Below are 21,991 nucleotides of genomic sequence, written 5' to 3' on the forward strand. Positions count from 1 at the left end.
ATGGCACCGCCACGATCAAGCTGCGCAATCAGGGCATCAATGTGCTGATGGCGATCTATGTCGGCCAGACGACCGACAAGAAGGTCGATCATGAGGAATATCGCGCCTCGCTGTCCTTCGTCCTCCCACACCTGCCGGAATAAGTCTTTCCACCAGTCCATTGGAGACACGCATCATGAAGATCGATCTTTTCCGCACGGGGCTTGCTGCCCTGGCGCTTGCCGCGCTGCCCGCTACCGCGTTCGCGCACGGCAGCATGAAGCCCCAGCATGGCGGCCTTGTCCAGATGTCGGGTGAAACCCTGATCGAGTTGGTGACCGGCCCCAAGGGCGTTGACGTCTATCTGAGCGAAGAGGATGAGCCGGTTGCCGCCGCCGGCTACACAGCGAAGCTCACCCAGACGGCCGCTGGCAAGAAGACCGAAGCGGCGCTCAAGGCTGCCGGCGGCAACAAGCTTAGCGCCCCCGGTTTCAAGGCCGCCAAGGGTGCCAAGCTCGTCGTCGCCCTGGTTGACAAGAGCGGCGCGAAAATCTTCGCGACGTTCCAGACCAAGTAAAGGCGCCGACATGCACAGCGCGATCCGGTTTCCGCTCCAACCCCAGATATTGCGGCGGATCGTGCTGCTGCTTTTGGGCTTGGCCATGGCGTTCATGAGCGCGACGCTCTGGGCGCATGGCGTCAACGAGAATGACAAGGCCTTCATCGAAGGCGCGTCGGGGATCAACATCATCCCCTATATGTATCTGGGCGCCAAGCATATGGTCACCGGTTACGATCACCTGCTGTTCCTGGCGGGGGTCATCTTCTTCCTCTACCGGATGAAGGATGTCGGCGCCTATGTGACGCTGTTCGCGATCGGCCACAGCACCACGCTGCTGCTGGGCGTCATCTTCGACATTCGCGCCAACCCCTACATCATCGACGCGATCATCGGCCTGTCGGTCGTCTACAAGGCGATCGACAATCTGGACGGGTTCAAGACCTGGTTTGGCGTATCGCCCAATCCCAAGGCGGCGGTGCTGATCTTCGGCTTTTTCCATGGCTTTGGCCTGGCCACCAAGATCCAGGAACTGACGCTGGCCAAGGACGGGCTGATCCCCAATCTCATCAGCTTCAACGTGGGTGTTGAGATGGGTCAGTTGATGGCGCTGACCGTGATCCTCCTGCTGATGAACCTGTGGCGCATGTCGCCCAGTTTCAATCGTAGCGCCATCGTCGCCAACGCCGCGCTGATGACCGCCGGCTTCGTCCTCATCGGCTTCCAGTTGGCCGGCTATTTTACCCAGGGTGCCTGACATGACCATGCAAACTGCTTCCGCACTTCCGACCTTGATCAAACCCTCGCCTTCCACGCTCGCCAAGGCGACCGGCGGCGCGGCCATCGCGGCCGTTGCGATTCTCACCTTGTTCGTGCTGCCGGCCGAATATGGCATCGACCCCACCGGCGTCGGCACGGCGCTTGGCCTGAACGGCATGGTTGCCGGTGAGGCGGCTGAAACAGCCCCCGCGCCCGCGCCGGAAGCTGCCGCCCCAAGCGACATCGCGATCCCGACCAAGGCGACCATCGCCAAGTCGGCCGCATGGCGCCAGGATGAGATGACCATCACCCTGGCGCCCCATAGCGGGCAAGAGGTGAAGGCGCACATGGTCAAGGGTGACAGCTTCATCTTCCAGTGGAAGTCGACAGGTGGTCCGGCGAAGGCCGAAATGCACGGCGAAAAAACCGGCGCTACCGACGGTTCCTTCACCGACTATTGGAAGGAACTCGAACTCACCGGCGGCCAGGGCGGCTTCACTGCGCCCTTCGATGGCACGCATGGCTGGTATTTCCGCAACAAGGGCGAAACGCCGATCACCGTCACCGTCAAGACGGTCGGCTTCTACAAGGATCTCTTCCTGCCCAAGGGTGAGTGAAGATCCAGGCGAGGGATAATCAGATGAACAACATTGCGGGCCACGCGCCCCTTACAGCCTTAAATCCCGGCATGACATCGCCGGTCGCCGCTGCAAAGGCGCGCACGCGCTTGATCGCCATCGACGCGCTGCGCGGGTTGGTGATGCTGTTCATGCTGGTCGATCATGTCCGCGAAACATGGTTCCTGCATTTGCAGGTCACGGATCCTGTTGACGCGAATATAACCGATCCGGGTCTCTTCTTCACCCGCCTGCTCTCCACTTTCTGCGCGCCGACTTTCGTCGCACTGACCGGTCTTTCGGCATGGCTCTACGGCCAGTCGCATAGCCGGGCCGAGGTGTCTGCTTTTCTGCTGAAGCGCGGGCTTTTCCTGATTGCCCTGGAATTCACGATCGTCTGCTACGCTTGGCCGACACAGGCCAACATATTCCCGCCGCCCACCATCTGGTTCCAGGTGATCTATACGATCGGCATCAGCATGATCGCGCTGGCTGCGCTGCTCCATCTGCCGCGCCCTGCGCAGTTCGCTCTGGGGTTGGCGATCGTCTGTCTTCACAATCTGCTCGATCCGATTCGCCTAAGCCCGGATTCGCCCTTCTTCATTCCATGGGCGATGCTCCACCAGCGCGACAAGTTCGAGATCGCCGGGATATTGTTTAAGACCACCTATCCGGTGCTGCCCTGGATCGGCATCATCCTGTTAGGGTATGCCTGCGGTCCGTGGTTCGCGCGGGGCGCCGATCCCAAGCCAAGGATCAAGCGGCTGGCTATGCTGGGCCTGGGCCTGCTTGTCGGCTTCCTGCTCATCCGCACGCTCAATTTCTATGGCGACAAGCCCTGGTTCATCGCGGACACGCCGTTGCGAACCGTCATGAGCTTCCTCGCGCTCACCAAATATCCGCCATCGCTGCTCTTCCTGATGCTGACCGTGGGCACCGGATGCCTGTTGCTGGCGCTGTGTGAGAAGTTCGAGGATAGCAAGGTGATGCCGACGCTCGCCATGCTGGGCGGCGCACCGATGTTCTACTACATCGTCCATCTCTACACGCTCAAGCTGCTCTACAACATTGCGATGCTGCTTTACGGCCCGACGAAGGGCGCCGTGTTCGGCGTCGATAATTTGCGGTGGGTATGGATCTGGGTGTTTATATTGATCCCGGTTCTCTATTTTCCGACGAGATGGTTTGCCCGGCTCAAGCAGCGCCGCAAGGATATCTGGTGGCTGAAATATCTTTAAGCCTGGAGCATCCGAGCGCATCGGCATGTCTTTTCAGCGTACTGATGCTGGAGCGGTTAATCCCCAGACAGTTATCATGGCCAAAGCCCTGCTACTGCTGCGTCATGCCGTGCAATCATAATGTCACGCAATTACAACATGGCTGTCACTTTCATTCCCTAACGAGCCTGCAACTAATGCTCAGGGGGAATCATGCTTTCGAATATCATACGCGCGCGCCTGCTTGTCGGCACGGCGCTGCTCTGCGTTCCTGCCATCGCGCAGGCCGGCCATGTGGTCGGCACGGTTTCCGATATCACAGGAACCCGGACGCTGCCGAGCGCGCAGATATCCATCGTCGAACTGGGCCGGACCGTCGAGGCGGACCGGGCAGGGCGTTATCGCTTTACCGACGTTCCGGCGGGCACCTATACCCTGCGGGCGATTTACACGGGCGCTGAGCGGGTCGACACGAGCATCACCGTCGCCCAGGATGGCGATCTGGTGCAGAATGTCCTGCTCGGCGGGGCCAACGACATTCTCGTCAACGGACAGCGCGCCAACCTTGCCAGTTCGCTCAGCCGGCAGCGCGGCGCCGACGGCGTGGAGAGCGTTCTGACGCGCGACTCGATCGGTCAGTTTCCCGATCAGAATGTCGCTGAATCCGTCCGCCGCGCGCCCGGCGTGAACGTCCTCAACGATCAGGGCGAAGGCCGCTTCATCGCCGTGCGCGGCCTCGATCCCAGTCTCAACGCCGCCTCGCTCAACGGTGTGCGCGTGCCCGCGCCCGAAGCCGATACGCGATCGGTCGCGCTGGATGTCGTGGCGTCGGAACTGATCGAATCGATCGAGATCAAGAAGTCACTGACTCCCGACATGGACGGCGACACGATCGGCGCGTCGGTGGAAATCAACACCACCAGCGCATTTGATCGCAAGAAGGATCTGCTCGCCGCGTCGCTGGAAGGTTCGTATAACCATTATTCCGGAGACCTGACGCCCAAGGGCAGCGTCAGTTTCTCAAATCGCATCGCGGACAATTTCGGCGTGTCGGGCGGCGCCTCCTATTATCTGCGCAAATTCGAGACCGACAATGTCGAAATGGATGGTTGGAACACCGACGATGCTGGCAACGGCTTTGCCGATACGGTCGAATATCGCGACTATGACGTGCGCCGCCTTCGCACCGGCGGATCGCTGTCGTTCGACTGGCAGCCGGCCGAATCGACGCGGCTGTACGCGCGCGGCATCTACAACCGCTTCTCCGATCAGGAAGATCGCCGTCGCCTGATCTTCGAGATGGACGAAGATCCTGCGTCCTCCACTGGTGCGAGCGCCACGTTCGACAGCGCCGACGGCCAGATTCGGGTCGAGCGCGACCTGAAGGACCGCTTCGAGAAGCAGACGATCCAAAGCTATACCGTGGGCGGCGAAACCAATAGCGGCCCCTGGAAGCTGGTTTATTCCGCAGCATGGTCGCGCGCCTCTGAACTGGAAGAAGGCTCGATCGATCCGATCACCTTCCGCCGCGATTTCAACGGCGAGGATGGCGACGATCTGACGGTCGGGTTCGACTATAGCAATTATCTGATCCCCGGCTTCACCGTCGGCGGCGCAAGCGTTGCGGATTTCAACGACGCTTCCGCTTATGCATTCGACAGCCTTGACCGCACGACTCTGAGCCGCGCGACCGACAAGGAATGGACCTTCCGCGCCGATGTGACGCGCAGCTTCGCCCTGGCCGAAGGCACGTTCGACCTGCAATTCGGCGGCAAGGCGCGGCTAAGGAAGAAGGCGTACGACCTGAATGTCGATACGCTCGAATATGATGGTGACTTCACGCTTGCCGATGTAGTCGGCGCCCAGACCTATCGCCTGGCCGACCTTGGGCCTGTCGTCGCCAAGAAGGGGCAGCGCGGTTTCCTGCAAAACAACATCGGCGATTTCGAGATCGACGAGCTTGGCTCCGCCTTCGCCTCGATTGCCGAGGATTTCTCGGTCGATGAAGATATTTACGCCGGTTATCTGCTCGGCCGCTATCAGGCTGGGCCATTGCGCCTGATCGGCGGCGTGCGCATGGAGCACACCAAGAACGACATTCGCGGCAACACGGTCACGCTGAACGAAGATGGCGAGGACGGCGAGCAGTTGATCGTCGCGCCGAACAGCATCCGCCGCAGCTATACCGATTGGCTGCCCAGCGCGCTGCTTCGCTATGAGGCCAGCAGGGATGTGGTGCTGCGCGCTGGCGTTTTCCGCAGCCTTGTGCGGCCGGGCATCGGCCAGCTTGCGCCGCGTTTTGCGATCGAACGCGATGGTGACGATCTGGAGGGCGCATTCGGCAATCCAGACCTTACCCCCTATCGCGCCTGGAACGTCGACGTTGGCGCGGAATGGTATTTCGCCAAGTCCAGCGTCCTGCAACTCGGCTTCTTCTACAAGGATATCGACGATTACATCACCACGGTGACGTTCGAAGCCGACGATGCGCCATTCAACGGCCTGTATCGCGGTATCGCCTTTACCGAGGCCGACATCCCGCTCAACATGGGCAAGGCGAAGATCAAGGGCATCGAATTCGCCTATTCGCAGGTCTATTCGATGTTGCCCGCGCCGTTCGATGGCTTGCTGACCAACGTCAACTATACCTTCACCGATGCCGATGGTCAGACCTTCGATGGCGATACCGGGGGATTGCGCGACATTCCGTTGCCCGCTTCTTCCCGGCATACTTTCAACGTCGTTCTGGGCTATGAAAAGGGGCCGGTCAGTGTCCGTCTCGCCGGCACCTATCGCGACAAATATCTTGATGAAGTGCAGGCGGTGGCGGATGAGGATCGCTATGTCCGCCAGCATTTCCAGCTGGATGCCAGCGCACGCTATCGGATCACCCCCAACATCCAGGTTTTCGGCGAATGGGTGAACATCAACAACGCCAAATATGTCGCCTATCAGAACGCGCCGACCACACGCCGACTGCTGCAATATGAGAAATATTCCTATACGATGAAGTTCGGCGTGCGGGCCAACTTCTGATGCGCGCCCTCCTGCTCGCCGCCGCCGCCGCGCTGATTGCCACGCCGCTTGTCGCGCAACCCATCGCGGTGCCACGTACGCCGGGCCTGCCCTATGCGCCGCGGCCGATCCCCGACAGGATCGTCCTGACGGCTGGGGCAGATCCGGCGCGCGAAATGGCGGTCAGCTTTCGCACCGACGGGGCGCAAGGCGATGCCCAAGCCCAGATCGCGGTTGCGGTGGACGGCCCTACGCTGGAGCGGGAGGCGCGCACGATCATAGGAACGACCCGGCCGATCGAAAGCGCCAATGGCGCGGCCAACTATCATCAGGTGCGATTTACCGGCCTGGAACCGGGTCGCGCCTATGCCTATCGGGTAAAGGGCGCGGCGGGGTGGAGCGAATGGCTGCAATTCCGCACGGCGGCCGCAGATTTCCGTCCCTTTCGTTTCCTCTATCTGGGTGATACCCAGAACGGCATCCTTGCTGATGCGTCGCGCGTCATCCGTCAGGGATTCGCGGCGGGCGAGATCGCGCTGACCGTCCATGCAGGCGATCTCGTGGCGCAGCGCGACGATCTCGACCATGATGATGAATGGGGTGAGTGGAACCAGGCGGGCGGCTATAATTACAGCCAGGCGCCCCAGCTCCCGGCGACCGGCAATCACGAATATCTCGATGTGCTGCTGCCTAACGGAAAGGAAAGTCGCCAGCTTGGACCCTATTGGCCGCTGCAGTTCGCGTTGCCCGGCAACGGCGCCGCGGGGGTGAAGGCCACGACCTATTTCGTCGATTACCAGGGCGTGCGCTTCATCATTCTCGATGGCACGGCCGCGCTCGATCTGGGCAAGCTTGACGCGCAGACGAGATGGCTCGATGCGACACTGGCCGCGAGCAAGGCCCACTGGAATGTCGTCCTGTTCCACCAGCCGATCTTCACCTGCGCGCGACCGCAGGACACGGAGGAGCTGAAGGCGGCCTGGAAACCGATCTTCGACAGGCGTCGCGTTGATCTGGTGCTGCAGGGTCATGACCATTGCTATAGCCGCCTGACTGCGGAAGCAGGAAGCGAGGCTGGAAAGGCGGGACGGGCCAAGGGGGCGGCGCAGGGACCGGTCTATCTGGTGTCGGTCGTCGGGTCGAAAATGTATGGTCTCAATGACCGTGCCAGAACGCAGCCTGACCGGACAGCCGAAGCGACCGAACTGTATCAGATCATCGACGTGGAAGCGGATCGCCTGAAATTTCGCACCTTTACGGCCAGCGGCACTTTGTATGATGGTTTTGACCTGACGCGCGGGTCCGATGGCAGGAATAGGCTGGCCGAGATCGCTGAGCCTTTGCCGCCGGCGCGCACCTGCACCGGCGTTACCGGCCCGGACGGCGGCGCCTGCGTCGCGCGGGGTAAATAGCCGCACGATAATCGCAAGGACGGGTGCGGCGGGTCAGTCCCCTGCCGCCGCGCCCGTCCTTGGTGGTTGCCAGCCGGATGCGGGTGATCGTGTAGCCGTCAATAGCCTCGACCGACAGCCGATACCCGTCCAGGTCGATAAATTCGCCCAGTTCGGGCATGACGCCACGGGCGGCAAGGGAAGTCCTGCAATGGTGACGATGTCGCCATGCTCGAAGACAATGTCATGATCTTCCGACAGCTCGGCCAGCGTGACTTCCCCGTCGAGCAGCCACGCGCCATCGGGCGTCTTGCGGCTTCAGTCGGATTCGGCGGCCTCCTCCTCATCGATCAGATCTTCGAGCGTAACGAAGCCCAGCGTGCCGCCATGTTCCACCACCGCCAGCGCTGCATGGGTCCGCTGTTTCTTGAACAGTGCGAGCAGTTGGGTCGTTATCGTGGTGGCGGCCACGCGCGGCAATGGCCGGTCAGGGTTTGCAAGCCATCCACCTTGCCCACGATCCGCGCCCCGATGAAACCCTTGACGTGGAGGACGCCGCCGATGTCTTCGAGCGATCGGCCGCGGGCGCCGGTTCACCGCTTGCTTACCATTTCGCGCTAAAGCCGCGGACATGAGCAAGGCCGATCCCTGTCCGAAATCCGCCGTTAGCCATGGTGTCGGCATTGCCGGCCTGGTGGGACTTGGCCTCTGGACGCTGGTGGCGCGCCATTATGGCATGAACGGTCCCAATGCGGGCCTTGCCGCCGTGGTCGCCTGCGGGCTGCCCATGGTGCTGTGGTCGCTGATCGTGGACAAGGTGCATCGCAACGCATCGACCGGGATCGACTGGCGCGGGCCGGCGCGGACCGTTCGGGACGTGCTGGACATCAGCATCATCAAGATCGCCGGGCTGTGGGCGACATGGCTCGCCATCGCCATCTTCTATTGCATCGCCCGCTGGTATTGGAGCGGCAATTACCGTTTTTCGATGGACCTGTTCATGGCGGCCGCGCCCTGGCTGCTGGTCCTGTCCGTCCCCTATATGCTCTGGATCGACCGGCGACTGGTGGAGCCGAAGGACGCCTGCTTCAGCTTCGGCCAATGGGTGATCGGCGGCGTGGCGGGACAAGCCGACATGGTGCAGGTCGGCCACCATGCCCGCGCCTGGGCGGTGAAGGGATTTTTCCTGGCCTTCATGGTGTCGATCGTGCCGGGCAATTTCGCCAGCGTGGTCGAATGGCGGACCGAGGATGCCTTCGCCCATCCGGTGGCGCTGGCTGGCTTCCTGATCGCCATCATGTTCATGATCGATGTCTGCCTGGCGACGGTCGGCTATATATTGACCTTCAAGCCGCTGGATTCGCATATCCGCACCGCCAATCCTTATCTGGGCGGTTGGCTGGCGGCGCTGATCTGTTACCCGCCCTTCGTCCTGATGGGCGGCGGCGGGCCGCTCGATTATCATGCCGGCGGCGCGGAATGGGATTATTGGACGCAGGGGTCGAGCGCGCTGCAATGGATATTGGGCGGCTGGCTGGTGCTGCTGACGGGCCTGTACGCCTGGGCGACGGTGGCATTCGGCCTGCGCTTTTCCAACCTCACCCATCGCGGCATATTGACCCACGGCCCCTATCGCTGGACGCGGCACCCGGCCTATCTGTCGAAGAATCTGTTCTGGTGGTTTTCCGCCCTGCCCTTCCTGTCGGTCAGCGGGTCGCTGACCGACATGGTGCGCAATTGCGCGATGCTGGGGCTGACCAATGCGGTCTATTATTGGCGCGCCAAGACCGAAGAACAGCATTTGTCGGCCGACCCCGACTATCGCATCTACAGCGACTGGATGGAGCGCAACGCGCCGGTGCCGCGCTTCTTCGCCTGGGTCACAGGCAAGAAGCGTGAGACGGCGATGACGGCGCCGGCGGCGGAATAGGGTTTAGAGCGCGGTGACTTTAAGTTGCATAATATCCGTTCTTGCTGAGTAGAGACTGAGTTTGTCGAAGGCTCGTATCGAAGCATCGGGTCCATGCGCATCCTTCGATACGCCATTTCGACTTCGCTCAATGGCTACTCAGGACGAACGGTCGCTGACGTCAGCTCTGCCCTTAAAAACTCTCTTCCTCATAGACCTTGCTCAGATCGCCCTGCCATTCGCCATGATAGCGTTCGAGCAGGTGTTCGGCGTTGGTCTTGCCCGACGCAACCACCTCATCGAGGAAGGACAGATAGCCCGTCTCATTGTCGCCCGCCCCGTTGAGGCGACCGCGCGCGGCCAGACCCGAACGAGCGATATCGACAACCTGCCCCGCAATGTCGCGCAGCTTGCGCCCGCCGCCGATCGGCGCGTCGAGGCCGAGCTTCGGCACGGAATCGCGCAATATCTGCCGTTCCTCCATGGTCCAGTCCTTGACCACATCCCACGCCGCGTCGAGCGCACCCTGGTCGTAGAGCAGGCCCACCCACAAAGCCGGCAGCGCGCAGATGCGGTTCCACGGCCCGCCGTCGGCGCCGCGCATCTCCAGGAAGCTCTTCATCCGCACTTCGGGGAAGGCGGTGGAGAGATGATCCTCCCAATCCTTTTCCGTGGGCTTTTCGCCGGGCAGAACGGCCAGTTTACCGTCCAGGAAATCGCGGAACGACAGGCCGGAGGCATCGATATATTTGCCGTCGCGATAGACGAAATACATCGGCACATCGAGCGCATAGTCGGCATAGCGTTCATAGCCGAAACCATCTTCGAACACGAAGGGCAACATCCCGGTGCGCCCCGGATCGGTGTCCGACCAGATATGGCTGCGATAGGACAGGAAGCCGTTGGGCTTGCCTTCGGTAAAGGGCGAATTGGCGAACAGCGCGGTGGCGAGCGGTTGTAGCGCCAGCGAAGTGCGGAATTTCTGCGCCATGTCGGCTTCGCTGCCATAATCCAGATTGGTCTGGATGGTGCAGGTGCGCAGCATCATGTCCAGGCCCATAGATCCCACGCGCGGCATGTGCCGCAGCATGATCTCGTAGCGGCCCTTGGGCATGATCGGCAATTCGGCGCGCGTCTTGTCCGGCCACATGCCCAGGCCCAGAAAGCCCAGGCCCAGCATGTCGCCGACATATTTCACCTGCTCCAGATGGCGGCCGGTTTCGGCACAGGTCTGGTGCAGATTTTCCAGCGGCGCGCCCGACAATTCGAGCTGGCCCGCAGGCTCCAGGCTGATCGTGCCGTCGGCGCCGGACAAGGCGATGATATTCTCGCCCTCGAACACGGGGTTCCAGCCATAGCGAGTCAGGCCGATCAGCAGCGTGTGGATGCCGCCCTTTTCCTCATAGGACGGGGCGTGATGATCGCGGCGATTATAGACGAATTTCTCGTGCTCGGTGCCGATCCGCCAGCGGTCCTTGGGCTTTTCGCCCTTGGAAAAGGCCGCGATCAGCTGGTCGCGGTTTTCGATGACGGGATCATGTCCCGCTGAGTCGGTTCTGGTGCTCATGCCCCGCCCTTACTGCTTCCCCTTGGCCCGTCAAACAAAGACGGGCGATCACCACATAGGGCTTGGCCTTAAGCGCTTCAATCCAATAGCGGAATGAAACTAGTTCCAGTCCCCGTTCAGCGTCATCCAGGCCGAAGTCGCGGCGATCGCAGCCGTTTCCGCGCGCAGGACGCGCGGCCCCAGCGACACCGGCACCGCGCCCGACGTCGCGCGGATCGCGTCGCGCTCGGCGGGATCGAATCCGCCCTCCGGCCCGACCAGGAAGGCGGCAGGACCGGGATGGGCGCGCAGGCTTTGTTCCAAAGGCGCCCCGCCCGTCTCGTCGGCGAAAAACAGGTGGCGATCGACCGGCCAGGCTTTGAGCAAGGCGTCGAGCTTCACCATCTCGGCGAGGTCGGGCAGCGCGGTGCGTCCGCATTGTTCGGCCGCCTCGACCAGATGGCTGTGCAGCCGGTCGAGGTTGAGCTTGTCCACCACCGCGCGGCGGGTCAGCACCGGCTGGAGGCGGGCGACGCCCAGTTCGCACGCCTTTTCCGCGATCAGGTCGATCCGCCCCTTCTTGATCGGCGCGCAGCAGAGCCAGAAATCGGGCACCTGTTCGGGCGGCTTGGTCCGGCTGACGCAGTCCAGCACAAGATCGCGCTTGCGAATATCGCGGACCCGCGCCGCCCATTCGCCCGACCGGCCGTCGAACAGCAGGACGATATCGTCGGGCTTCACCCGCATGACGGCGATCAGATAATGGGCCGGATTGCCGTCGATCGGCACCGCAACTCCCTCGCCCAGCTGGGTTTCGACATGGAGTCGCGGCGCGCTTTGCGGCGGCCAGGCGGGCGTTGCGGTCATTTTGTCTCTTCCGGTTCGGCCGCGCTTGTGGTCGGCCCGATCTTCCCTAAAGAGAAGATGCGGGCTTCGACAAGCTCATGCGAACGGAGTCACGGTGAATCAGACGATCGTCCCCGACAGCGAAGCGCGCGGCCTGCTGGCGCGACTGCCGGACACGCCGCGCATATTGGCGCAACTGGCGCGGTTCGACCGGCCGATCGGCTGGTGGCTGCTCTTCTGGCCGGGCGCATGGGCGGTCGCATTGGCGGGTGGCGGCTTTGCGCGCTGGCCGCTGATCGGCTGGCTGCTGCTGGGCAGCATCGCGATGCGCGGCGCGGGCTGCGTGTTCAACGACATTGTCGATCGCGACCTGGACCGGAAAGTGGCGCGCACCGCCGCCCGGCCGCTGGCGAGCGGGGCGATGTCGGTGAAGCTCGCCTGGGCCTGGCTGCTGGCGCTGTGCCTCATCGGCCTGATCGTGCTGGTGCGGCTTGATCGCTATGCGCAGATCGTGGCGCTGGGCAGTCTGGCGCTGGTGGCGGCCTATCCCTTCATGAAGCGGATCACCGGTTGGCCGCAGGTCTGGCTGGGGCTGGTCTTCTCCTGGGCGGCGCTGGTCGGGTGGAGCGAGGTCATGGGCGCGCTCAGCCTGCCGGGTGTGCTGCTCTATGCGGGAACCATTTTCTGGGTGGTTGGCTATGACACCATCTATGCGCTGCAGGACCGGGAGGATGATGCGCTGATCGGAATCGGGTCGAGCGCTTTGTCGATGGGGCGGCATGTGCGGGGCGGGGTGGCGTTCTGCTATGCGCTGGCGCTGGCGCTGTGGGCCTGCGCGATCTGGCAGGTGCGCGATCAGATATTGGCGCTCGCTGCGTTGGCGCCGATGGCGGCGCATTTGCTGTGGCAGGTGGCGACGCTCGAACAGGATGGTGTCGATCCGCTGTCCAAATTCCGGTCCAATCGTTTTGCGGGGTTGCTGATGTTTCTGGCTTGTCTGGTGGTGGGGAGCAGCGCCGCATGACGCCGCAACCGGGCGACGATTGCTGGCGCATCGCGCGGGCGGAGCGAGCGAGCGTCATTATCGACGCCGACAATTATTTCCGCAACGCCCGCGCCGCGATGATGAAGGCGCAGCGCCGCATCATGCTGATCGGATGGGATTTCGACGCCGCGATCAGCCTGATCCGCGAGGATGAGGTGGATGACGGCGCGCCTGCGGTGATCGGCGATTTCATCAGCTGGCTGGTCGAACGCACGCCGGAACTGGAGATTTTCCTGCTGCGCTGGGATGTCGGCGCGATGAAGTCGATGGTCCGGCCGACCAACCTGTTCACGACGCTGAAATGGATGGCGCATCCGCGCGTCACGGTAAAGCTGGACAGCCATCACCCGCCCGCCGCCTCGCATCATCAAAAAATCGTGGTGATCGACGATTGCTTCGCCTTTTGCGGCGGCATCGACATGACCGGCGACCGGTGGGACACGCGCCATCATCGCGACGAGGAGCCGGGCCGGCATCATCCCGACGGGTCGCCCTATGGTCCCTGGCATGACGCGACCACGGCGCTGATGGGGCCGATCGCCGCGGCGCTGGGCGAACATGCGCGCAACCGCTGGGTCGGCGCGGGCGGCGATCCGCTGGACCCGGTCGAAGGCGTGCAGGATTGCTGGCCCGACAAGCTGCCGGTGCAGTTCGAGGGCGTCGATATCGCCATCGCCCGCAGCGCGCCGAAGATGGACGATCAGGACGAACTGATCGAGATCGAGCGGCTTTACCTGAACCAGATCGCGGCGGCCAAGCGGCACATCTATGCCGAAAGCCAATATTTCGCGTCGCGCCGGATCGCCGAAGCGATCGCCAGGCGGCTGGGCGAAGCGGACGGGCCGGACATCGTCATCGTCAATCCGCAGCAGGCCGACGGCTGGCTGGAACAGCAGGCGATGGATACGGCCCGCGCGCGTCTGTACGAAGCGCTCAAGAGCCGCGATCCACACGGCCGTTTTCGCATCTATCATCCCTTCACCCAGCGCGGTGCGCCCATCTATGTCCATGCCAAAGTGCTGATCGTCGATGATCGGCTGATCCGGGTCGGATCGTCCAACATGAACAATCGGTCGATGCGGCTGGACACCGAATGCGACATTTGTATCGATACGCAGCTACCCGGCAATGACGGGCGGCAGGCGACGATCCTGAAGATCCGCGACGACCTCATCGCCGAACATTTAGACCTGCCGGCCGAGCGCGTGTCGGCGGTGATCGCCGAACGCGGGCTGGTGGCGGGGATCGAGGAATTGCGGCAGAAGCCGGGCCGGACGCTGCGTCCCTATGTGACCCCAGACCTGAACGAGGTGCAGGCTTGGATCGCCGACCATGAGGTGCTGGATCCCGAAGGGCCGGAAGAGATGTTCGAAGCGATCAGCGAACGCGGCCTCTTCCGCCGGATGAAGGGCTGGCTGGGGCGGGGCTGAACTACTCCGCCGCCAGCAGCGCTTCGGCGCTTTGCAGGTTGACCGACACCAGCCGGCTGACCCCGCGTTCGACCATGGTGACGCCGAACAGCCGGTGCATTCGCGCCATGCTGACGGCATTGTGGGTGACGATCAGATAGCGGGTGTTGGTTTGCGCCACCATTGCGTCGAGCAGGTCGCAGAAGCGTTCCACATTGGCGTCGTCCAGCGGCGCGTCGACTTCGTCCAGCACGCAGATCGGCGCGGGATTGGTCAGGAACAGTCCGAAGATCAGCGCCACGGCGGTCAGCGCCTGTTCCCCGCCCGACAACAGGGTCAGCGCCGCCAGTTTCTTGCCCGGCGGCTGGGCCATGATCTCCAGCCCCGCCTCCAGCGGATCGTCGCTGTCGATCAGTTCCAGATGCGCCTGCCCGCCGTTGAAGAGGGTGGTGAAGAGGCGGCGAAAATGGCCGTCCACCGCTTCGAACGCGGCGAGCAAGCGTTGGCGCCCCTCGCGATTCAAACTGCCGATCGAACCGCGCAGGCGATGGATCGCCTGGGTCAGTTCCTCGCTTTCGGCGCGGCTCTTCGCCTGGGCAGCTTCCAGTTCCTCCAGTTCCTGCGCGGCGATCAGGTTGACCGGGCCGATCCTTTCGCGTTCGGCATGGAAACGGTCATGATCGGCCAGTTCGGTTTGGGCCAGTCGCACCTCGGCGCTGGCGAAGCCCAGTTTTTCCGGCAGCACCGGCGGCGGACATTCGAATCGCTCGCCCGACAGGCGGTTGGTTTCGACCCGCCGTTCGTCGGCGGCTTCGGCGCGGGCGACGGCGGTGGCGCGGGCTTCGCGGGCGGCGGCGAGCGTCTCGCCCGCCTGAGCGGCGCGGCCTTCGGCGGCGCGCAGCGCGACTTCCGCCTCCAATTCGGCGCGGCGGGCCTGGTCGGCGGCGTCGGTCAGGGCCGATCCCCGATCGCTGAGCGCGCTAATCGCGGTGGCCAGCGCGTCGGGCTGCGCCTCGATCGTCGCACGCTCGGTCGCGATCTCTTCGGCGCGGGCGACCATGGCGGCGATGCGTTTGGCCGCCTCGCCGGCGCGGGCGCGCCAGCCCTTGATCTCCGCATCGGCGGCCGCCTGCCGCTCGCGGTCGCTGGACAGGGCGCGGTCGGCGAGCGCCTGATCGGCCTGTAGCTGGCTGACGGCGGCGCGCGCCTTGTCGCTGGCCTGGGAAAGGGCGGCGACCAGCGCCCGCGTCTCTGCGCCGTCCGGCACGGCGGCGCGGCCGGCCCGCGCCTTTTCATGCTCGCCCTGTGCGGCGGCGCGATCGCGCTGCGCTTCGCCCAGCCGTTCTTCGATCCCCTCGCGCCGCCCGGCCAGCCGTTCGAGCGCGGTCGTCGTCTCGTCGGCGGCGCGGAGCGCGGCGCGCAACCGCTGGTCGGCCTGCGACAGGCTGCTGCGCCCTTGGACCAGCGTCTGGGCGGCGGCTTGTTCGCGCGCCTTGGCCGCATCCTGGGCAGCGGCGGCGCTTTCCACTTCGGCCTGGAGCGCGGGGCGCGCAGCGGCGATCGCGTCCAGCCGATTGAGACGGATCAGCCGTTCGGCCGCCGCCGCGCCACCTTCCAGCGCGACATAGCCGTCCCAGCGGCGCAACTGGCCATCGCGGGTGACGAAACGCTGGCCGACGGCGAGCGGCTGGCCCTCGTCATGCTCGGCGACAGCGATCTGCACCAGACGGCGGGCCAGTTCGGCCGGCGCGGTAACATGGTCGGACAAGGGGGTGGCGCCGGCGGGCAAGGCTGGATCACCAGACAGCGCATCGGCGCCGGCCCAGCGGCGCTTGCCGTCCGCGCCGACCGGGGCTTCGAGGTCGTCGCCCAGCGCGGCGGCGAGCGCACGTTCATAACCGGGCGCGGCCTTCAACTGGTCGAGCGCGCGCGACCGGTGGCCCGCGCCGCTATCGACGGCCCGTTTCAGCGCCGCCGCCTCGCTATCGAGCGCGGCGAGGGCGGCGCGCGCGGAGGACAGGGCGGCCTCCGCCGTGGCGCGCGCTTCGGCGGCGGACTGGCGCTCGGCGTCGGCGGTCCGGATCGTCGCTTCGGCGGCGTCGCGATCGGCCTTGGCCTTGTCCTGATCGGCCAGCGCGGTGGCGCGTTGCGCCTCCAGTGGCGCGGCGTCGGGCAAGGCCGCGGCTTCGGCGGCAAGCCGCGCCACCTCACGCTCCGCCCGGTCGAGACGGGTGCGCGCGGCGGCCAGTGCGGCTTCGGCGACGCGCAGTTCGGCCTGTTCGGCCGCCTGAGTCGCCATCGCCCGCGCCAGATCCAGTTCGGCGTCGCGCGCGGCATCCGCCGCCGCTGCGATGCGGGCGGCGAAGGCCGGACGCAGCTTGTCCGTCTCGGCGATACGCGCCTTCAGCGTTGCGATCTCGGCGGTCAGCCGGGCGATCGCATCGGCGGCGTCATTGGCCAGCGTCCCTTCGCGCGCGCGATCCTCCTCCAGCCGGGAGGCCTGCTGGGCCAGGTCGGCAAGGCGGCGGACCACGGCCTCGCGCTCGGTGCGGAACGCGGCGAGGCGATGGCCCGCCTCATTGGCGTCGTCGCGCGCGCTCTGGGCGGCGGCGCGGCGATCGGCCAGCGTGGCGATGGCGGCCTGGGCATGGGCGGCGGCCGCGAGTTGCCCCTCCTGCGCGGCGGCAACGGCGGCGTCCGCCTGCTTCGCTTCGGCGCGGGCCGCCTCGGCGCTCGCATTGGCTTCGCGCCAGCGGGCGAAGAGGGTGCGGCCTTCGGCGACGCGGATCTGGTCGGACAGGCGGATATAGCGTTCGGCGGCGCGGGCCTGCCGCCGCAGCGCATTGGCGCGCGCATCCATGTCCAGCAGGATTTCATCGAGCCGGGCGAGGTTGGCTTCGGCCGCGCGCAATTTCTGTTCGGCATCCTTGCGCCGGACATGCAGCCCCGCGATGCCCGCCGCTTCCTCCAGCATGGCGCGCCGTTCCTGCGGGCGGGCGGCGATGACGGCGGCGATGCGGCCCTGGCTGACCAGCGCGGGGCTGTGCGGGCCGGTGGCGGCGTCAGCGAAGACCAGCGACACATCCTTGGCGCGCACGTCCCGGCCATTGGCGCGATAGGCGCTGCCCGCGCCGCGCTCGATCCGGCGGGTGACTTCCAGTTCGCCGTCCGCGCCGACATCGACGGCGTTGAAGAGTTCGCCCTGTTCCTGGATCGTCAGCAGCGAGACTTCGGCAAAATCGCGCTGCGGCCGGGTGGCGGTGCCGGCGAAGATGACATCCTCCATGCCGCCGCCGCGCATGGATTTGGCGCTGGATTCGCCCATGACCCAGCGAATGGCTTCCAGCAGGTTGGATTTGCCACAGCCATTGGGGCCGACGATGCCGGTCAGGCCCGGCTCGATCCGCAACTCCGTCGCGTCGACGAAGCTTTTGAAGCCGGAGAGTTTGAGCCGCTTTATCTGCATGACGTCATGTCGGGGCGGCGCGCCGCCCCGGCCTTGCTAAACGATGCTGTCAGCCCCCGCTGGCGCAATCAGAGGCCCGCTTCCTTGAGCTTGGGCTGGAGCGAGGACCAGTTGGCGACATTGTCGACCAGCACGCCGTTGATGAGAAAGCTGGGCGTGCCCTGGATCTGATACTGGCTGTTCGCCGCCTCGACGCCCTTGGCGAGCCGTTCGGCCGCGCCGGTGTCGGCCAGGCATTGTTTCGCCTGATCGGCGGAAATGCCGCGCTGCTGGGCATATTCGACAAGGCCCGCAATCTGCGCGATCGCGCCGGGGCGCTGCGCCGGGGGCAGCTTTTCCACGCCCTGGAAGGCGGCCTCATTACCCTGCACCTTTTCGAACATCGCCGCCTGGTTGGCGAAAAACTGCTCCGACAGCGGATAATATATGTCCTTGCCGCCGCAGCCGGCCAGCAGCGCGGTGGTCAGGTCGATCGGATCGCGGACATAGGTGCGGAATTCGAAGCTCATCTTGCCGGTATCGACGATCTTCTTGATCTCCTCCGACGCTTCGGCGGAGAAATCCTTGCAATGGCTGCAAGTGTAGGAGCCATATTCGACCAGCTTGATCTTGGCCGACGGATTGCCCATCAGATAATAGCCTTCGGGCGTCTGCGCGATCGTTTGCGACCAACTGGTCCCGGCAGGGGCGGCGACGGCGGCGACGGGATCGCCGCTGGGCTTGGCGCCTTCCTCGCTCTTGCCGCAGGCGGCGAGGGTCAGGCTGACGGCGATGAGGGCAAGAGCGGAAACGGCTTTCACGACGGGCAAGGCTCCGATGACTGGCGGTATGAAGAGGGGTTTAGATCAGCGCGCGGCCGTGGGCAATGCAGCGGGGGGCAATGCGGCCTGGAGAATGGACCAGGTCGATCCCTTGACGAGCGTGCCGTTGACGACGAAGCCGGGCGTGCCGCCGATCTTCACCTTGTTCCAGGCGTCGTCGGTCATGGCGAGGATCTGCTTCATCGCCGTGGGATTGGCGATGCAGGCGTCCAGTTGGGCATGGGTGAAGCCGCGCTGGGTCATCAGCGTATAAAGGCCGGTCTTCCGCCCGATGTCGCGCATCGCCGCGGTCTGGTCCGAGGGCTTTTGCGTCGTCGCCGCATCATAGGCCTCGATCTGCGGCATCCAGGCGGTCTGGTTGGCGAACAACGCCTCATGATTGCCCATGAAGCGGGCCGGGCCGCCGCAGCGGGCGAGCAGAGCGGCGGTCAGGTCATATCGGTCGCGCACGGCGTTGCGGACTTCGACGCTGACCTTGCCGCCCTTCACATAGTCGTTCTTGAGCGGGCCGCTCGCTTCGCCGACGAAATGGGCGCAATGCGAGCAGGTGTAGCTGACATATTCGACCAGCTTGGTCGGCGCATTGGGATTGCCCATCGCATGGCCGCCGATCGGTGACAGCACGACCCGGCTCACCCAATTGGCGGCGGGCGCGGCGATCAGCGCAGCGGGAACGGCAAGCAAAGCGAGCGGCAGGAGCAGTTTTTTCATGGCGGGCGATCCGTAATATGGTCCGGCTGAACCACAGCCGAATAGCATCGTTTCTGGCGCGATTTTCAAGTTGATCGCTCAGTCTTTTTTGACGCGATTTTCAAGTCGATCGCGTCAGTTGATCTTCGGCAATCCGCTGCTGTTGGCAAGCCCCTGCGCCAGAGATTCGAGCACGGCGCGCAATTCCGGGTCGCCGATATCGCGCAGCGAATCGCCCAGCTCGACCGGAATGGGCTTCAAATTGCGGGGCGGCGGGCGGCGTTCGGCCGCGACGGGCCTGATATCGCCCTGCCGGATCGCGACCTTCGTCACGGCGGCATAGCCAAAGAAGCGGTTCACCCGCTCGACGATATCGGGCAGCATATGCTGCACCATCGGCCCATGGCCGCTCATCACCGTCAGTTGCAGCGTGCCGCCAGCCTTTTGCCCCACCGGGAAACGGATCGATTCGGGCGCGGAAATGCCGGCATAATGGGCGCCGACAATCTCCGCCCAGCGGGTGACGATGCTGGACTGGACGAAGCCGAACTTGCGGAAAGCGGCGCGGCCGATGTCGGGCATCAGGTCCGCGATCGCGCGCGGCGCGCCCACGCGCGGCCTGTCTTCGGCCGGCAGCTTGCGACTCTTATATTTCGGGGGGGCCGGGCGTTCCGTCATGGCCCGCTTAATGGCATAGGGTCGCCATGCGCGTCGAGGGTAGAGCCACAAAAATCGCAAGCGACCTGCTTGCTCATTATGACGTCCATGCCCGGCGACTGCCATGGCGCGCGCCGCCGGGCAGCAATGCCGCCGATCCATACCGGGTGTGGCTGTCCGAAGTGATGCTGCAACAGACCACGGTCGCGGCGGTCGGCCCCTATTATGCGAAATTCCTGGCGCGCTGGCCCACGGTTCAGGATTTGGCCGCCAGCGAAGACGCGGACCTGATGGCCGCCTGGGCGGGGCTTGGCTATTATGCCCGCGCCCGCAATCTGCTGGCTTGCGCGCGGGCGGTGGCGCAAGATCATGGCGGTGTCTTTCCCGATACGGAGGATGGGCTGCGGGCGCTGCCGGGGGTGGGCGCCTATACCGCCGCGGCCGTCGCGGCGATCGCCTTCGGCCAGCGCGCGGTGGTGGTGGACGCCAATGTCGAGCGGGTGGTGGCGCGGCTGTTCGCGATAGCGACGCCGCTCCCCGCCGCCCGGCCGGCGATCCGCGCCGCCGCCGACAGCATCACGCCCGATGCCCGCGCCGGGGATTTCGCGCAGGCGATGATGGACCTGGGCGCGACCATCTGCACGGCGCGCAATCCGGCCTGCGGCATCTGCCCGTTGCGACAGGATTGCGCCGCGGTGCTGACCGCCGACCCGGCGGCCTTCCCGGTCAAGGCGGCGAAGAAAGTGCGACCGCACCGCACCGGCCATGGCTGGTGGATCGAGCGGGAAGGCCATGTCTGGCTGGTGCGCCGCCCGGACAAGGGATTGCTGGGCGGGATGCGGGCGCTGCCCAGTTCCGATTGGGGCGACGCGCCTGACCCGACGCCGCCGATCGCCGCCGCCTGGACGACGATCGATGAGCCGGTCGCCCATGTCTTCACCCATTTCTCTCTGGCGCTGCGCGTCCACCATGCCCATGTGGAAGCGAACGAAACGCCGGAGGGCGCAGGCGAATGGTGGCCGATCGACCGTATCGGCGAGGCGGGATTGCCGACATTGTTCGTTCGGGCGGCCCACGCGGTGAGGAAGGAAGGGCAGGCAGATGCACGGAACTGATCCAGCGATAAAGGCGGTGCCGGGCTTCGTCGGCAGCAATCTGGACCGGGTGGACCATATCCGCACCAACCCCGCGCTTCTGGCGGAGACGTTCGCCGATCCGGCCGCGCGCCTGCTGGTGCTGGACGGGTTGGAGCCGGTCGAGGTGAACGGGCATCTGCTGCTGGAGCCGCTGGAGCCGCACGCGCAGGTCGAGGATCATCTGCTGCTGGGCATCGATCCGGGCAAGCGGCCGATCTTCGCCCGGCTGGTCGCGGACCTTGGCCCCAATCTGGTCCCCACGCCGCGCAGCCGGGCCATTGCCGGGCTGGTCCCGACCGAAGAGGTCGCGCTCTATGGCACGGCGCGCAGCCTGGTCCACTGGCATGCCCGCCACCGCCATTGTTCGGTCTGCGGCGGGACGACGCAGCCTGCCAAGGCGGGCTGGTCGCGCAAATGCGAGGCGTGCGCCGCCGAACATTTCCCGCGCACCGACCCGGTCGTCATCATGCTGGCCGAACATCGCGGGCGCATCCTGCTCGGCCGCCAGCACGCCTGGCCGCCCGGCCGCTATTCGGCGCTGGCCGGCTTCGTCGAACCGGGTGAGACGATCGAGGAAGCGGTCGCGCGCGAATTGTTCGAGGAAGCAGGCGTGCGGGTGCATAAGGTCCGCTATGTGATGAGCCAGCCCTGGCCTTTTCCCTCCTCGCTGATGATCGCCTGCATCGGGCAGGCGCTGGACGATGCGCTGACGCTCGATCCGACCGAGATAGAAGATGCCTTCTGGTGCGATGCGGATCAGGTCCGCGCCGCGATGGCGGGCGATCCCGATGCCCCCTTCCTCGCCCCGCCGACGATGGCTGTGGCCTGGCACCTGCTCGACCATTGGCTGGCGGACGTCGCCGCCGCCAGCCTTGTGAGCGCCGGCGCAAGCGCGTAAGGCCGATCCCCTTCCCTTCATGATTTTGAGG

18 protein-coding genes are annotated in these 21,991 nt (G+C 64.9%); 11 read left to right on the plus strand and 7 right to left on the minus strand.

What is annotated here, in order from left to right:
* The first annotated feature begins 175 nt into the window (after window positions 1-175).
* The 6 genes from EWH12_RS02520 (at window position 176) to EWH12_RS02545 (ending at window position 7,558) form a co-directional block, all read left to right on the plus strand.
* Window positions 176-556, plus strand: coding sequence for a hypothetical protein (locus EWH12_RS02520; RefSeq protein ID WP_066599294.1), 381 nt, complete (start codon window positions 176-178; stop codon window positions 554-556).
* 10 nt (window positions 557-566) lie between these two features.
* Window positions 567-1,295, plus strand: a complete 729-nt coding sequence (locus EWH12_RS02525; RefSeq protein WP_129925600.1) for a HupE/UreJ family protein — start codon at window positions 567-569, stop codon at window positions 1,293-1,295.
* A gap of 1 nt (window position 1,296) precedes the next feature.
* Window positions 1,297-1,914: a hypothetical protein gene (locus EWH12_RS02530; protein WP_129925601.1), complete on the plus strand. Its 618-nt coding sequence runs from the start codon at window positions 1,297-1,299 to the stop codon at window positions 1,912-1,914.
* A gap of 23 nt (window positions 1,915-1,937) precedes the next feature.
* Window positions 1,938-3,152 (plus strand): acetyltransferase domain-containing protein, encoded by a 1,215-nt coding sequence (locus EWH12_RS02535; protein WP_129925602.1) that lies wholly within the window; start codon window positions 1,938-1,940, stop codon window positions 3,150-3,152.
* 192 nt (window positions 3,153-3,344) lie between these two features.
* On the plus strand, window positions 3,345-6,167 hold the full coding sequence (locus EWH12_RS02540) for a TonB-dependent receptor (RefSeq protein ID WP_066599304.1): 2,823 nt from the start codon (window positions 3,345-3,347) through the stop codon (window positions 6,165-6,167).
* Window positions 6,167-7,558, plus strand: coding sequence for a purple acid phosphatase family protein (locus EWH12_RS02545; RefSeq protein WP_129925603.1), 1,392 nt, complete (start codon window positions 6,167-6,169; stop codon window positions 7,556-7,558). The genes EWH12_RS02540 and EWH12_RS02545 overlap by 1 nt, the downstream gene beginning before the upstream one ends.
* 297 nt (window positions 7,559-7,855) lie before the next feature.
* Here the strand turns inward: EWH12_RS02545 and EWH12_RS22135 are convergent, their stop codons facing one another.
* Window positions 7,856-8,008, minus strand: coding sequence for a CBS domain-containing protein (locus tag EWH12_RS22135; RefSeq protein ID WP_165363559.1), 153 nt, complete (start codon window positions 8,006-8,008; stop codon window positions 7,856-7,858).
* A 160-nt stretch (window positions 8,009-8,168) separates the two neighbouring features.
* Here EWH12_RS22135 and EWH12_RS02560 point away from each other — a divergent pair, with 160 nt between their 5' ends.
* Window positions 8,169-9,467, plus strand: a complete 1,299-nt coding sequence (locus EWH12_RS02560; RefSeq protein WP_129925604.1) for a methyltransferase family protein — start codon at window positions 8,169-8,171, stop codon at window positions 9,465-9,467.
* Between the two features lie 172 nt (window positions 9,468-9,639).
* On the opposite strand, the gene EWH12_RS02565 is transcribed toward EWH12_RS02560, so the two are convergent.
* Window positions 9,640-11,013: a glutamate--cysteine ligase gene (locus EWH12_RS02565; protein WP_066599315.1), complete on the minus strand. Its 1,374-nt coding sequence runs from the start codon at window positions 11,011-11,013 to the stop codon at window positions 9,640-9,642.
* A gap of 99 nt (window positions 11,014-11,112) precedes the next feature.
* Window positions 11,113-11,859, minus strand: coding sequence for a 16S rRNA (uracil(1498)-N(3))-methyltransferase (locus EWH12_RS02570; protein WP_129925605.1), 747 nt, complete (start codon window positions 11,857-11,859; stop codon window positions 11,113-11,115).
* 94 nt (window positions 11,860-11,953) lie between these two features.
* Here EWH12_RS02570 and ubiA point away from each other — a divergent pair, with 94 nt between their 5' ends.
* A complete protein-coding gene (ubiA, locus tag EWH12_RS02575; RefSeq protein ID WP_066599321.1) occupies window positions 11,954-12,862 on the plus strand; it encodes a 4-hydroxybenzoate octaprenyltransferase in 909 nt (302 codons plus the stop codon).
* Window positions 12,859-14,313 carry a phospholipase D-like domain-containing protein gene (locus tag EWH12_RS02580; protein ID WP_066599324.1) on the plus strand — a complete coding sequence of 485 codons (1,455 nt, stop codon included), beginning with the start codon at window positions 12,859-12,861 and terminating at the stop codon, window positions 14,311-14,313. The genes ubiA and EWH12_RS02580 overlap by 4 nt, the downstream gene beginning before the upstream one ends.
* A gap of 1 nt (window position 14,314) precedes the next feature.
* Here the strand turns inward: EWH12_RS02580 and smc are convergent, their stop codons facing one another.
* The 4 genes from smc to EWH12_RS02600 all read right to left on the minus strand — a co-directional run bounded on the left by smc (window position 14,315) and on the right by EWH12_RS02600 (window position 19,947).
* The gene (gene smc, locus EWH12_RS02585) at window positions 14,315-17,758 is read right to left on the minus strand and encodes a chromosome segregation protein SMC (RefSeq protein ID WP_129925606.1); all 3,444 of its coding nucleotides are present in this window, start codon (window positions 17,756-17,758) and stop codon (window positions 14,315-14,317) included.
* 68 nt (window positions 17,759-17,826) lie between these two features.
* Entirely contained in the window at window positions 17,827-18,558 is a 732-nt protein-coding gene (locus tag EWH12_RS02590; protein ID WP_129925607.1) for a DsbA family protein, read from the minus strand.
* Window positions 18,559-18,603: 45 nt separating this feature from the next.
* Window positions 18,604-19,290, minus strand: coding sequence for a thioredoxin domain-containing protein (locus EWH12_RS02595; RefSeq protein ID WP_066599329.1), 687 nt, complete (start codon window positions 19,288-19,290; stop codon window positions 18,604-18,606).
* A gap of 114 nt (window positions 19,291-19,404) precedes the next feature.
* A complete protein-coding gene (locus EWH12_RS02600; RefSeq protein WP_066599332.1) occupies window positions 19,405-19,947 on the minus strand; it encodes a DUF721 domain-containing protein in 543 nt (180 codons plus the stop codon).
* A gap of 26 nt (window positions 19,948-19,973) precedes the next feature.
* On the opposite strand from EWH12_RS02600, the gene EWH12_RS02605 reads away from it, so the two are divergent.
* Together EWH12_RS02605 and nudC are read left to right on the plus strand one after the other, a co-directional pair.
* Entirely contained in the window at window positions 19,974-21,041 is a 1,068-nt protein-coding gene (locus EWH12_RS02605; RefSeq protein WP_129925608.1) for an A/G-specific adenine glycosylase, read from the plus strand.
* Window positions 21,028-21,960 (plus strand): NAD(+) diphosphatase, encoded by a 933-nt coding sequence (gene nudC / locus EWH12_RS02610; protein ID WP_066599343.1) that lies wholly within the window; start codon window positions 21,028-21,030, stop codon window positions 21,958-21,960. The genes EWH12_RS02605 and nudC overlap by 14 nt, the downstream gene beginning before the upstream one ends.
* Window positions 21,961-21,991: the final 31 nt, after the last annotated feature.

This window comes from Sphingobium cupriresistens (assembly GCF_004152865.1).
Lineage (GTDB): Bacteria > Pseudomonadota > Alphaproteobacteria > Sphingomonadales > Sphingomonadaceae > Sphingobium > Sphingobium cupriresistens.

Excerpts from the sequence above, each read along its gene's own strand:
- EWH12_RS02520 (WP_066599294.1), top strand. The coding sequence starts at position 176 with ATGAAGATCGATCTTTTCCGCACGGGGCTTGCTGCCCTGGCGCTTGCC.
- EWH12_RS02525 (WP_129925600.1), top strand. The coding sequence starts at position 567 with ATGCACAGCGCGATCCGGTTTCCGCTCCAACCCCAGATATTGCGGCGG.
- EWH12_RS02530 (WP_129925601.1), top strand. The coding sequence starts at position 1,297 with ATGACCATGCAAACTGCTTCCGCACTTCCGACCTTGATCAAACCCTCG.
- EWH12_RS02535 (WP_129925602.1), top strand. The coding sequence starts at position 1,938 with ATGAACAACATTGCGGGCCACGCGCCCCTTACAGCCTTAAATCCCGGC.
- EWH12_RS02540 (WP_066599304.1), top strand. The coding sequence starts at position 3,345 with ATGCTTTCGAATATCATACGCGCGCGCCTGCTTGTCGGCACGGCGCTG.
- EWH12_RS02545 (WP_129925603.1), top strand. The coding sequence starts at position 6,167 with ATGCGCGCCCTCCTGCTCGCCGCCGCCGCCGCGCTGATTGCCACGCCG.
- EWH12_RS02560 (WP_129925604.1), top strand. The coding sequence starts at position 8,169 with ATGAGCAAGGCCGATCCCTGTCCGAAATCCGCCGTTAGCCATGGTGTC.
- EWH12_RS02565 (WP_066599315.1), bottom strand. The coding sequence starts at position 11,013 with ATGAGCACCAGAACCGACTCAGCGGGACATGATCCCGTCATCGAAAAC.
- EWH12_RS02570 (WP_129925605.1), bottom strand. The coding sequence starts at position 11,859 with ATGACCGCAACGCCCGCCTGGCCGCCGCAAAGCGCGCCGCGACTCCAT.
- EWH12_RS02580 (WP_066599324.1), top strand. The coding sequence starts at position 12,859 with ATGACGCCGCAACCGGGCGACGATTGCTGGCGCATCGCGCGGGCGGAG.
- smc (WP_129925606.1), bottom strand. The coding sequence starts at position 17,758 with ATGCAGATAAAGCGGCTCAAACTCTCCGGCTTCAAAAGCTTCGTCGAC.
- EWH12_RS02595 (WP_066599329.1), bottom strand. The coding sequence starts at position 19,290 with ATGAAAAAACTGCTCCTGCCGCTCGCTTTGCTTGCCGTTCCCGCTGCG.
- EWH12_RS02600 (WP_066599332.1), bottom strand. The coding sequence starts at position 19,947 with ATGACGGAACGCCCGGCCCCCCCGAAATATAAGAGTCGCAAGCTGCCG.
- EWH12_RS02605 (WP_129925608.1), top strand. The coding sequence starts at position 19,974 with ATGCGCGTCGAGGGTAGAGCCACAAAAATCGCAAGCGACCTGCTTGCT.
- nudC (WP_066599343.1), top strand. The coding sequence starts at position 21,028 with ATGCACGGAACTGATCCAGCGATAAAGGCGGTGCCGGGCTTCGTCGGC.